Origin of the sequence: Methanolobus psychrotolerans, from assembly GCF_002243045.1 — an archaeon.
GTDB lineage: Archaea > Halobacteriota > Methanosarcinia > Methanosarcinales > Methanosarcinaceae > Methanolobus > Methanolobus psychrotolerans.
The window spans coordinates 1-12,380 of record NZ_MBKP01000063.1 but is presented as its reverse complement, the minus strand read 5'-3'; the positions used below and the strand labels follow the sequence as shown (position 1 = coordinate 12,380).

Here is a 12,380-nt window from a genome sequence, read left to right as displayed (position 1 = left end):
TATTATCTGATATTTTTTGCCAGTTTCCAGCAATTCCCTTTCAGTTTTCTCAAGCTCGGTATTATCAATAATTATGCCCTGGAAATGAGTTATATTGCTTTCTTCATCCCTTTTTATAAATGACCTTTCAGTTACCCAGCGTACTTCACCCGATTTTGCAAGTATTCGGTAGTTCAGGGAAAAATAGGATGTATTCTTTTTCTCAGAGTGTTTTCGTACCTCTATCAGAATTCTTTCAAGATCGTCAGGATGAACAATATCCCCATAAAGCAACTCTTCTGAAAGGAACTCTTCGGGAGTATAACCTAACTGAGCAATATTCCCAGATACAGATTCAACAGGCCATTTTCCTTCTGCCTTCCACAGGAAAGATATCACCGGACTGCTATTATAAACTGCTTCCAGTTTTTTATTAAGATGAACAGGAACTGGTATAGTCTCACCATGGGCTTTATTTTTTCCCGATTTTTTAACAACAGAAATATTCATCACTCCGAACTTGCATTCATGGTTTTTTAAATGATAGTTTCGATGTAATAAAACTCGAAATCCCATAATTTAATTTATTATTTGTATCCGACAATGGAGGATTTTTCAATATATAATATTAACGGCCCTGTAGTTTAATCAATCATATTTAAAGATAATGATGCAAAATAAAAACACAACGTTTTACCGCATTGTAGTATAACATAAATAGACTGCATAGTTATTTTAAAATGAAAATTCATCTACGTGCAAAAAATATATATATGGAAAATAGTTGAGTTATTTCTTTGGACTAGAAAAACAGGCTTTTATGAAGATGCCTCATTTCATATAAAATCCGATATGACCACACTAATTTACAGAGATTTATATTTGGTATATATAGGTTTCTTTTTGATTTAGCATGGTTTATTTGAAGGAAAATACACAATAAACATAATCAGTACACTTGTTTATGTTACAAGATATCTGTCGGAAGTACCTTCCACAATACAAAAATATAAATACTAGATTTTGCATAATAAGGAATTGAGATCAAACGAATCACCTTGATTAAAAATGGGCCTATATCTTGGTAGATAGTCTCTGTAGAAATTCTACCTCCTTCAATTGCTCCTTTGTTTTACCTCCACTAAAACAAAAAAGGAGCAATGATTTCTACATTCTGTATAAATCCGTTTTTGAGGGTTACAAATGTCTTTATCAAAAACAATAGATATTGAAAATTTCAGTTTCACAGGTATTCATTTCCGAAAGGATATAAGTACTGTTTTTAAGAAAAAGACCCTGGCGGCGAAAAGTCCCTAGGAGGTGCTTTAATGCACTACAGCCTTGGAATAGATGCCGGAGGCACCTATACTGATGCTGTGATAATCAAGGATTCAGACGGAAGCATTGTAAGTTTCAACAAATCACTTACAACTTATCCGGACCTGTTAAAAGGTATCAGGGACAGTCTTGAAGGACTAGATCCACATTATCTTGAAAATGTCCGCTATTTATCCGTATCAACAACCCTTGCAACAAACAGCGTTCTGGAAAAAACAGGTTATCCTGTGGGGCTTATCCTTGTTAACGATGCAGACATGCCAAACAGGGAAAAGATAGAACATTTCATTCTTGTAAAAGGAGGGCACAACAGTGCCGGAAATGAAGTTTGTCCCATTGACATAGATTCCGTAAGGGATTTTATACTCAGTGTCAGAAACAAAGTATCAGCCTTTGCAGTTTCATCATACTTCAGCGTACGTAATCCTGAACACGAATTAAAAGTAAGGGACGTTATAACCAAACTTACAGGTCTTCCTGTTGTCTGTGGACATGAACTGTCACAGGATCTTGGAGCATATGAAAGAGGAGTTACAGCCTACCTGAATGCCCAGTTAATTCCCATAGCCAGCCAGTTTATAGAAGCCGTCAGTTCCGAGATAAAGAGAAGGAATATAGATGCAAAACTGATGATGCTCAAATGCGATGGCTCAGTTGTCGGTATTAATGAAGCTTTAAAAAGACCCATAGAATCTGTGTTTTCAGGACCAGCTGCAAGTCTTGTCGGAGCAGCATATCTTTCAGGAAATGAAGATTGTGCCGTCATAGATATGGGAGGTACAAGCACAGACGTTTCTCTAATATATCGAGGAGTACCACAACTTAGCGAATCAGGTGCCGTTGTCGGAGGATGGCAAACAAAAGTCAAGGCTATACGCATGGAAACATCAGCAATGGGAGGAGACAGCCATGTGTGGATCAGAAACCATGTAATCAATATCGGTCCAAGAAGGGTTATACCTCTATGCCTGGCTGCTGTGAAATATCCTGAGATTATCCAGAAACTCAAACAGAACCAGGTCATACTCCGAAACCAGATAGGTGAAAACCTGCAGCCTACCAAGTTCTTTGTAAGGTCAGGACTGCAGGCTTCACAGATCAGTCCTGCAGAAAAGGAACTCCTCTCAAGGATCGGAGACATCCCACTTACTGTAAGTGAGATATACTGGAACCAGGGCAGGCTCCCAAATCCCGGAACGCTTGATCTGTTAATACAAAAGAGACTTATCAAAGCAATCGGCTTCACCCCCACAGATGCCCTGCATGTGCTTGGAGAGTACACACAATGGAACAGAGAAGCATCCGTACTTGGTGCTGGTATACTTGCAACACTTGCCGGAACTGACGAAGACCTACTTTGTATTCAGATTAAAAATGATGTGGCTAGGAACATGGCATTGAACCTGATATCTTTCCTGCTTGAGGGAGTAAGCAAAGAGGAGATCGAAAAAGTCCTGACAGGCAGATTCTTTGCAAGATTCAAGGCAGACCTGCCTGTTGTCCTGCTTGGTGGACCTGTCAGAGCCTACGCAGACAAACTTGCCGGATACATAGATGCGCAAATCCTGGTGCCAGAGTATTGCAGCGTTGGAAATGCAGTTGGCGCAGTTGCAGGAAAGGGTGCTACAAAATTAGAGATCCTGATAAAGGCAAATTACACCGAATCGAAATACAATCTCAAAACATCATCTTTTGTTACTTTCTTCCCCGGAGGAAGGGAAGAGTTCGCATCATATCACGAAGCTCTGGAGTTTGGTGAAGAGATGGGAAGCAAACTTATTATGAACTACATGACAAATGCCGGGCTGGATACCAATGAAGTGAGCATCGATATGACTCGTAATGACATTGCGACCCACGAAGGAGGACTTCCCGTGGAAACAAGGCTCATTTTTTCGGGCATCGGTCAGGCAAGGAAAAATAAGACAACAATGGAGGTAGATTAAATGCAGTACAGTCTGGGAATAGACGCCGGTGGAACCTACACCGATGCAGTGATTATCAGGGATTCGGACAGGAAAATTGTCGACTCTAACAAGGCACTTACAACCTATCCTGACCTGTTGACAGGTATAGAAAATGCTATAGACGGGCTGAACAGCAAGTATCTGCCTGATGTGAAACTTGTATCAGTATCCACAACCCTTGCCACCAATACAATACTTGAGAAGACAGGATATCCTGTATCTCTTATACTTATAGGAAAACACACCCTGCCTGCAAATCCACCTATCAGTGATTATATTGTCGTGAAAGGAGGACACAGTGTTGCAGGAACAGAAGAAGAAATTCTTGATATTGAAGCTGTCGAGGAATATGCCCTGAAAGTAAAGGACAGGGTATCTGCATTTGCCGTTTCCTCATATTTCAGTATTCGAAACCCTAGCCATGAACAGAGAGTAAAGGACCGGTTAACTGAACTTACAGGACTGCCAATAGTCTGTGGTCATGAGCTATCACAAGATCTGGGAGCCTACGACAGGGGTGTTACAGCATACCTGAATGCACAACTGCTTCCCATAGCTGACCAGTTCATCCATGCTATTGTTACCGATATCAAGAAAAGAGGGATCGATGCAAAAATCATGATGCTCAAATGTGACGGTTCGGTCATAGGAATTCATGAGGCCATGGAAAAGCCCATAGAATCTATATTTTCAGGGCCTGCTGCCAGTCTCATGGGAGCCTCCTTCCTCTCCAAAAATGACACGTGTGCTGTTATCGATGTTGGAGGAACAAGCACTGATGTCTCGCTTAATCACAATGGTTTGCCTGAACTTGTTGATACAGGAGCCGTAGTTGGTGGATGGCACACAAAAGTCAAGGCAATCCGCATGGAAACATCAGCTTTGGGCGGGGACAGTCATGTGTGGATAAAGAACCGTAAGGTCAATATAGGACCACGCAGGGTGATCCCGCTCTGTCTGGCTGCTGTAAAATATCCCGGATTCATGGAACAGCTCAGATCCGGAAGAACACCTTCAAGGGTGCAACTTGCAGAAAATATCCAGCCCACAAAGTTCTTCGTAAGAACAGGCAAGAAGGCACCAAATCTTAGTGAGTTTGAAAATAAGCTACTTGGAACAATAGGCACAGAACCTGTTTCCATCAATGACATATTCTGGAAAATGGAAACTCCGATATCTGCAGACCAAGTGGATAACCTCATACAAAAAAGACTTGTCCAGGCAATAGGGTTCACACCTACTGATGTACTGCATGTGCTTGGCGAGTACACTAAATGGAACCGTGAAGCTTCGGTTACAGGTGCAAAGATCCTTGCAAGACTGACAACAATGGATGAAATTGAGCTTTGCAGGCATATTAAAAAAGAAGTTGCCATTAATATGGCACTTGATCTTATGAGTTTCATGTTCAAAGGAGTTGAAAGATCTGAAATAGAGAAGATAATCCGTGGAGAGTTCTTCTCACAGTTCAAGGTGAATGTGCCTGTGGTCCTGCTTGGTGGACCTGTACATGCTTATGTGCAGGAACTTAACAAGTTGATAGATGCAAACATCATAGTTCCTGAACATGCAGAGGTAGGAAATGCAGTGGGAGCCCTTGTAGGAAAGGGTGTCAAGAGCATAGAAATACTTGTAAAATCATTCTACACAAAAACAGAAAGGACCATTTTGGTGTTTTCTCCTGTTGAAAGAAAAGAATTCAATGACTATTCCCAGGCCCTTGAATACGCAACAGAAATTGGGAAGAAACTGATAATAGAGTATATGGAAAGCTCAGATATCAAAGGCGAAGACGTGATTATCGATATCAGAAGAGAGGATCTCACAATGGCTGAACAAGGCGGTGCTCCTGTTGAGACAAAACTTATTTTCCTTGGGACGGGAATGCCAGGGATCTGAAAATGAAGACATGAACTATCTTTATTTTCTTTTTAATTCTTTTCTATTATATCTATATTGTGTCAGGGAAAGTAATACATTGTCATTAAATGAATCATTCGACATGATTCCAATTGTAAATGCAGTTATCTACGCAAAATATAAATAGTAATAATTCGTTGTAAAAATAGCTTGGTAAATCGTAATGGAAATCGGATCAGGTTGATCGAATGGACTCTAAATCCGTTCAGTCGGGTTAAATTCCCGGGGTTTCCGCCATTACCCGCGTTTCATTGTGTGATAAGGTTCACATAATGATGAAATCTTTTTTCTGTTTTATTCTTACCAACAGTGTATACTGTAGTTTTTGTGAGGATTGGTCAAGATTAAGAGGATAAAAAAAGATGATTACAAAACTATTGTAACATTATAATGGCATTGCAATATTAACAAACGTTCATTTTAAAGCATGATGGAACAATAGCTTTGTTGTCACCAAGCTTTTGTCTTCAAAACACATGGATTAGATTTGATCAGGTCATAATGATGGAATGGAAAAACAAGTCATTAAAATTTAAACTTATTCTCTATATCGTGACAGGTACCTTACTTGTACTTGCAACAAGCACTGTAATGACCATTTCTACCGTAACCACCCAGGAAGAAGAACTTGCCTACAAGCAATCCATAGAGATGGCCAGAAACTATGCCAATGAGTTCAATGGTGACATGAAAACCAACCGTGGAATTGCAAAAACCATAGCAGTCAGCATGAGTAGTTATGATTCCATGAGCAGGGAAGAAGCCAATAATATGCTTTACAACCTGCTGGTAGAACATCCCCACTTGCTTGGTACATATATTGCCTACGAACCGGATGCCTTTGATGGAAATGACAACTTATATGTGAATTCTCAGGGACATGATTCTACTGGAAGATTCATTCCGTACTGGAACAAGATAACCGGACCTATCACACTCGATCCCCTTCTGAATTATGATACATTGGATTACTACCAGTTGCCAAAAAAGACAGAAAGTGAAGTATTAACAGAACCTTATTATTATGAAGGTGTCTTCATTGTAAGCTATGTTTCTCCTATAATGAAAAATGGTGAATTCATAGGAATAGGAGGAGTTGATGTTTCACTGAACTATCTGGATGAAGAGATAAGCGAAGTAAAGGCATTTGACACCGGTTACGCTTTCATGACAGGAAATACCGGTATCCTTGTCTCACATCCTACAAATAAAGACTGGATAGGGGAAAAAACACTTTATGATTTTGGAATTGAGGAAGTATCAAAAGCTGCAGATGACATAGGGGATGGAAAAAGTGGCCACGTTGAAACAATTGACCCCATTACAGGGGAAAAAATTGTAATGTTCTATGAGCCTATAAGAACAGGCAATTTTTCTTTCATTCTTGTCATTCCAAAGGAGGAGATGCTTGCAGGAATTACTACCCTGAGTAACAAACTACTGCAGATATCCTTTGCAGCCATTATTTTCATGGCCGGTATCTCTTATTTGATAGCATTGTCCTTCACAAAACCGATCAAAGAAATAGTTCGCGATTTTAAGAGCATATCAAAAGATGCGGTCATGGGGAAACTCGGCTCAAGGGCTGAAACTGATGTAGAAACAGACTTTAGAGAGATACCAATGGGTCTTAATGAGATCCTGGACGCAGTGACAGCACCTATCCATGATACAATAAGGTTAACAAATGCACTTGCAAAGGGAGAGCTTGGGGAACGTTCACATTTGGATGTCCATGGAGAATTCAGGCAACTTGCAAATACGCTGGATAACTTTGCCGAATTGCTTGACATAATAATAAAAGACTCGAACCAGGTACTTACTGCAGTGCAGAACAATGATTTCTCAAGAAGGGTAAAAGTATATGGAGATGGCGATTTCCTTATCCTTACCGAGGGAATAGAAAAAACAAGGGCAACGTTGTCAAGAATGATAGACGAACGCAAGAAGATAGAAGAAATACGTAAGAAAGAAATCCATCATCGTATAAAGAACAATCTTCAGGTCATCTCAAGCTTGCTTGATCTTGAATCTGATAAATTCGAGGATAAGTATGTTATCGAGGCTTTCAGGGAAAGCCAGAACCGTGTGATATCCATGGCACTGGTACATGAAGAGCTTTACAGGTCACAGGACATGGAGAGCATCGATTTTTCCGATTATCTTATGAAGCTTGTTAATGAACTGTCGTATTCATATGCAATAAATAAAGAGAATATTCAGGTCAAATTAGATATTGACCCTACTTTTCTTGACATGGACACTGCTATTCCACTTGGAATGATAGTGAATGAACTTGTTTCAAATTCATTCAAGCATGCATTCAAAAACGGAAAAATTGGGGAAATATATGTACATCTAAGTATTAAAGACGGAAGCTTAACATTGATCGTAGGGGACAATGGTGTCGGTTTCCCGGAAAACATCAATTTCAAAGAAACAGATTCTCTGGGATTACAACTGGTCACGACCCTGACATCCCAGATAGACGGTATCATTGAGCTTGACAGAAACAAAGGTACGAAATTCAGAATAATCTTAAAATGATATATTTAGAATGGTAAATTTAGGTGATATCATGGAAGAAGTAAAAATTCTTGTTGTAGAGGACGAAAACATTATTGGTCTTAATATTAAGAAAAAGCTGAAAAGTTTCGGATATACTGTACCAGCTATAGCCGCAACAGGAAAAGAAGCTATAAAGATGGCAGAGATCACCTTCCCTGACCTCGTATTGATGGATGTAAGACTGAAAGGGGACATGGACGGAGTGGAAACTGCCGAGGAGATCCGTAAGAATTTTGATATACCCATCATTTATCTCACTGCATACTCCGATGATGAGGTCCTCGAAAAAGCAAAGATGACAAAACCTTATGGATATATCGTTAAACCATTCAAGGCGGATGACCTGCGTAGCAATATCGAAATGGCTCTTTACAAGCATAGAATGGAAAAAACAGAAAGTAAAAACCTGCTATAGAACTGCATGAACTCCTTTTAAACACTGAGATGATGCGCTATACATATAAACAATAAAAGTTGGTTAGAATGAAAGATTCGTTGATAGACATAATCTTCAATTCCGAAAAAAGGAAGAATGTTCTTCTTCTTTTATTGGAGGGAGAAAAGAGTCGTGAAGAAATAAAAACAAGTCTAAATGTGACTTCCACAGCTCTTATTCCCCAGATAAAGAAACTCAAGGAGCACGGCCTTGTAATCCAGAATGGGGATTATTACATCCTGACCAATATGGGGAAAGTACTGGTAGCAAACATGCTTCCACTTTTAAATGCAGTGAATGTCTTTGAAGAGAACAGCAACTATTGGCTCAATCGTGATCTCAACAACATCCCCGAATCAATACTGAAAAGATTTGGTGAACTGGGTAACTGTGTTATCATTGATCCTGATCTTAACTATCTTTTTGAATTTCCCAGAGAGTTTACCGATAATATTTTTAAATCCACTTATGTCATGGCTTTTAATGCTTATTTCCATCCTCAATATCCAGCCCTCTACTCAAATCTTGCTGAAAATGGAATCGACGTTTCCCTGGTTGTAACAAGTTCTGTTCATGAGAGAATGAAAAAGGACTATGCAGACGATATAAGGAGGTTCTTGGATTTTGAAAATACCGGGCTTTTTGTGTCAAACGAAACAACAGGACTGGCAACACTGGTGAGTACTGACCGTTTTCTCTTCCTTTGTTTCTTCAACAAGCAGGGACAATATGACCATACTATCCTCATGAGCTTTGACAGCAATGCACTCCAGTGGAGTAAAGAGTTGTTCTCTTTCTTAAAAGAGAAAGCTGAGAACATTGCTTAAATGAAATTTTAAAAAAGATACCTGGTAGCCTTTGATGATCCTTAAGACTACCAGATCTAACTGTTTCTGCACAATTGGAGGTAATGCAGTAAAAACAATATTGCAGCAAGCAACTTCTTCAGTGCCTACTGCGAAATTACTGCTTTAGGCTTTCTGTGTTTCCGACTGCTTTGCTACATGGTTCTCATGTTGTGAATAATACCACATCGGTATGTACAGACCCAAAACAATAAAACCGACCCATGTTGAAGTCCACCCGATCTCAAGACTGTTAAGGTAGACAACACCTATAAGACAGAGAGGCAGGTTGAACAAACCAAATAGTAGAGCCACATTCTTCCATCCAGTTGGTGCCTTAAAAGGTCTGTCACGTGCAGCCAGGGTTGGATCCGTCTTTGCCTTTACGTAGGCGAAAAGACTGATACCGTTAGCACAAACATATCCTATTGCAGATGCTGCAAGAATAGCCGTTGGTGTTCCAAGGGAGATAAGAGCTAGGTTAAAAATACCAATAATTATCATTGCAAATACTGGAGTTCCATTGGAATTAATCTTACCAAATATTTTTGGAAGATTGCCTTCGGTTGCCAGTGAGTGCATTGCCCTTGCAGAACCAAGATATGCAGTTTGTATAATAAGGACCATAGCAGCTATCAGCATAATTATGGAAATGTAAGCTCCTATGGGTCCCATTGCAGCCTGTGCAAGTGGCAGCATTGGTGAGATAGGTTCTGCAAGCAGACCATCTATTCCAAGAGTACCGGTTACTGCTGTCTGTACAAGTACATACGTAAAGAAGCATACTATACCACAGCTAAACAGTGCTTTTGGTACATCGCTACCTGGTTTCTTGTATTCGGGACCGTAGATAGCTGCGGTTTCCCATGCACAAGCACTCCATTGTGCCATTGCAAAAATACCAAGCAGTATCAATATGTGATGGAGATCCCATACCCAGTCAGTTGGAAGCCATGAACCTGTTATGTTAGACAGGACGAAATCCCCACTTATAAATGGAGATAACGTTATGATTGCCAATGGCGCAAGTGAAAGGAAAGCAAGTATGTATCCCATAGTTGCTCCACTTGAAAGACCTCTTGCATTGATAATGATAAGTGCTCCAAATATAATAATACCAGCTGCAAGCGAAAGACTGTACTCTGAAAAACCGGATAGTCCCGGAATAAGACCATGGAGATAACTGCCTACAAGTATTGCAAAGATGGCCAGCACAGGGTTCCATGCAAACCAGTAGCTCCATGCGCTGAATCCACCAATTAGCTTACCTTTATCATATTTGTCCTTTCCTTTTCCTTTAAAAACATTCTGGGCAAATCCAGGAAGCCCGGATGCATGTGGAAATACCGTTGCCAGTTCACCATAAGCAAGATTTTGCATAAAACCCTGGAATACTGACAGACCCCAGACAATGATAGCGAAAGACCACAGATAACTTGCAAAATAACCTATAGACGGTAAGATCAGCAGCGGTACACCAATAGCAATTGCCAGACCTTGTTTCCAGTCAATTGTCCTTTCCAGTACACTGGACTCACAGACAACTTTTGAACATTGTTCTGCATGATGCCAGTCTATACCCTCTTCTTTTCGTTCCATTTTGTAATCACCTCTTTTTTTAGATGATGTTGACACCCGTAATTTCCAAAAAAAAGGATTTTTACAGGTGTCTTAGACTTCTAAACCCAACCACTGGCTGAGTATAACATTCCCGGAAAACTCACTTCACTTCAACTGTTTTCTGAATTTCTCACAGCAATTGATCTTGATATCCAGTAGTTTCTCGATATTCATCTTTGCTGCAATTCCCTTTGGAGCACCTGCAACTGAAGTGATGACACCAATACCAAGCTCTTCTCTCAGTTCTCTCATTACATACTCGTCACTGAGGTCATCTGTGGAAACGTTCAGCTTCTTTGCAACGTAGTTCTTCGCATCACCGACGCGCATGCTCTTTGCAAACTGCATCCTTGCAACAAGGTCACCTGCTGCTCTGATCCCGCTCATTCCGGAGGTCATTATATGGGAGATCGGCATACCCATCGGGTCGCCGACCCCTATCTATATACCATCCACGCCGGCAATCTCGACCATCGCCTTGCTGGCCCTGGATACTGCATCAATGGTCGGCGTCTCGAACATCGGGATACCACCAACACCCATTCCCATGTTTACATGGCAAGGAATTGGTGAAGCTTTGACGGCAGCTTTGACAAAGGTCACAGCTCTTCCCAGATTCCACGGGGATGTCCTGCTGGTGTTAGTATTAACAACGGGTCCGAAGATGTTGGCACCTGCCTTTGCAGCAAGGGGAGCCTGCTGATGAGGCCATAGTCCTGCAAGGGTGACACCATCGTATTCCATCTCACCATGCAAACCGAGGAGGAGTTCACCTGCCATACCTACCTCTATGTACATATCAGGATATTGTTTTCTAAGTGCCTCGACAGCATGCAGGGAAGCATACATGTCACCATCACCTGCAGCACCAACCGTATCAAAGTTTACACCGTCAGAACCTGAAGACATCATCCTCTGCATGATCCAGACAGTGTCCCTTGTCAGATGCTTGGCAGCATGCTCCATGGACTCCTGCGCTTCCCTGATCTTAAACGCCTTCATCAGGTCTCCGGGGTTTTCAAAAGGTCCATCGGGTGTATAGTAAAGACCCATGTTGGGCATTGCACCATAGAGCAAAGGAATAACCATGTTCTGCTGGCAGACTTCCATTGTTTGCATTTCCTGTGCTATAACAGGTTTTGCAGGCTTGAAACTGTAGTCGATGTGTCCGAGTTCCATTGTGTCAGCACCAAAAGCACGCTCGTGCATCATCGAACCTATCAGCCTGCTGGAAGGAATGCCTACGCCGCTGTTACCCTGGTCACCGTCAAGCCTGATGGTTCCGATATCGTGGGTTACAGGAACTTCCTTTCCAAGCTCTACACCAACCATTCTGGAAGGCATAATGAGGATATCCACAAGCTTGTCTATCTCATCTTCAGTAAGTTCAGGGATACTTCCAAGGTCAGCAGCATCTGCCATACCTTCCTTAATGTCAGCTACGATCTGCTCCCTTGTCATGAATACGCGCTTTCCGTCTCCCATTCTTAATTTATATTCTGTTGCCATAATTTCACCTCATTTAAAGCAGGAGTTCCTTGGCCCTTGCCACAGCTTCACTTGCATTTTCCGCATAGCAGTCAGCTCCTATTTTGTCAGCCCAGTTCTGGGTTGCAGGAGCACCGCCAACCATTACCTTTACCTTGTCACGCAGACCCTGCTCTTTGAGCATCTCGATGACCTCTTTCTGGCCAGGAAGAGTAGTGG

7 protein-coding genes and 2 pseudogenes are annotated in these 12,380 nt (G+C 41.1%); 5 read left to right on the top strand and 4 right to left on the bottom strand.

What is annotated here, in order from left to right; genetic code table 11:
* Window positions 1-489, bottom strand: a 489-nt coding sequence (locus BB781_RS14345; protein ID WP_129582734.1) for a PAS domain-containing protein, incomplete at its 3' end; no start/stop codon positions are given.
* An 818-nt stretch (window positions 490-1,307) separates the two neighbouring features.
* Here BB781_RS14345 and BB781_RS14340 point away from each other — a divergent pair.
* From BB781_RS14340 to BB781_RS14320, 5 genes are all read left to right on the top strand, one after another.
* Entirely contained in the window at window positions 1,308-3,263 is a 1,956-nt protein-coding gene (locus BB781_RS14340; RefSeq protein WP_094229156.1) for a hydantoinase/oxoprolinase family protein, read from the top strand.
* Complete coding sequence (locus BB781_RS14335; RefSeq protein ID WP_094229155.1) at window positions 3,264-5,183, top strand: hydantoinase/oxoprolinase family protein; 1,920 nt, start codon at window positions 3,264-3,266, stop codon at window positions 5,181-5,183.
* 525 nt (window positions 5,184-5,708) lie between these two features.
* Window positions 5,709-7,751: a histidine kinase dimerization/phosphoacceptor domain -containing protein gene (locus BB781_RS14330; protein WP_094229157.1), complete on the top strand. Its 2,043-nt coding sequence runs from the start codon at window positions 5,709-5,711 to the stop codon at window positions 7,749-7,751.
* 31 nt (window positions 7,752-7,782) lie between these two features.
* A complete protein-coding gene (locus tag BB781_RS14325; RefSeq protein WP_094229154.1) occupies window positions 7,783-8,187 on the top strand; it encodes a response regulator in 405 nt (134 codons plus the stop codon).
* A 68-nt stretch (window positions 8,188-8,255) separates the two neighbouring features.
* A complete protein-coding gene (locus BB781_RS14320) occupies window positions 8,256-9,035 on the top strand; it encodes a helix-turn-helix transcriptional regulator (RefSeq protein WP_094229153.1) in 780 nt (259 codons plus the stop codon).
* Window positions 9,036-9,179: 144 nt separating this feature from the next.
* On the opposite strand, the gene BB781_RS14315 is transcribed toward BB781_RS14320, so the two are convergent.
* From BB781_RS14315 to BB781_RS14305, 3 genes and pseudogenes are all read right to left on the bottom strand, one after another.
* Window positions 9,180-10,652, bottom strand: coding sequence for an APC family permease (locus tag BB781_RS14315; protein ID WP_094229152.1), 1,473 nt, complete (start codon window positions 10,650-10,652; stop codon window positions 9,180-9,182).
* A gap of 126 nt (window positions 10,653-10,778) precedes the next feature.
* Window positions 10,779-12,182, bottom strand: a pseudogene (gene mtbB, locus BB781_RS14310) ([dimethylamine--corrinoid protein] Co-methyltransferase).
* Between the two features lie 13 nt (window positions 12,183-12,195).
* Window positions 12,196-12,380 (bottom strand): annotated as a pseudogene (locus BB781_RS14305) (dimethylamine corrinoid protein 3); the annotation flags it as partial.

Coding starts and splice junctions, on each gene's coding strand:
- BB781_RS14340 (WP_094229156.1), top strand. CDS start 1,308: ATGCACTACAGCCTTGGAATAGATGCCGGAGGCACCTATACTGATGCT.
- BB781_RS14330 (WP_094229157.1), top strand. CDS start 5,709: ATGGAATGGAAAAACAAGTCATTAAAATTTAAACTTATTCTCTATATC.
- BB781_RS14315 (WP_094229152.1), bottom strand. CDS start 10,652: ATGGAACGAAAAGAAGAGGGTATAGACTGGCATCATGCAGAACAATGT.
- BB781_RS14320 (WP_094229153.1), top strand. CDS start 8,256: ATGAAAGATTCGTTGATAGACATAATCTTCAATTCCGAAAAAAGGAAG.
- BB781_RS14325 (WP_094229154.1), top strand. CDS start 7,783: ATGGAAGAAGTAAAAATTCTTGTTGTAGAGGACGAAAACATTATTGGT.
- BB781_RS14335 (WP_094229155.1), top strand. CDS start 3,264: ATGCAGTACAGTCTGGGAATAGACGCCGGTGGAACCTACACCGATGCA.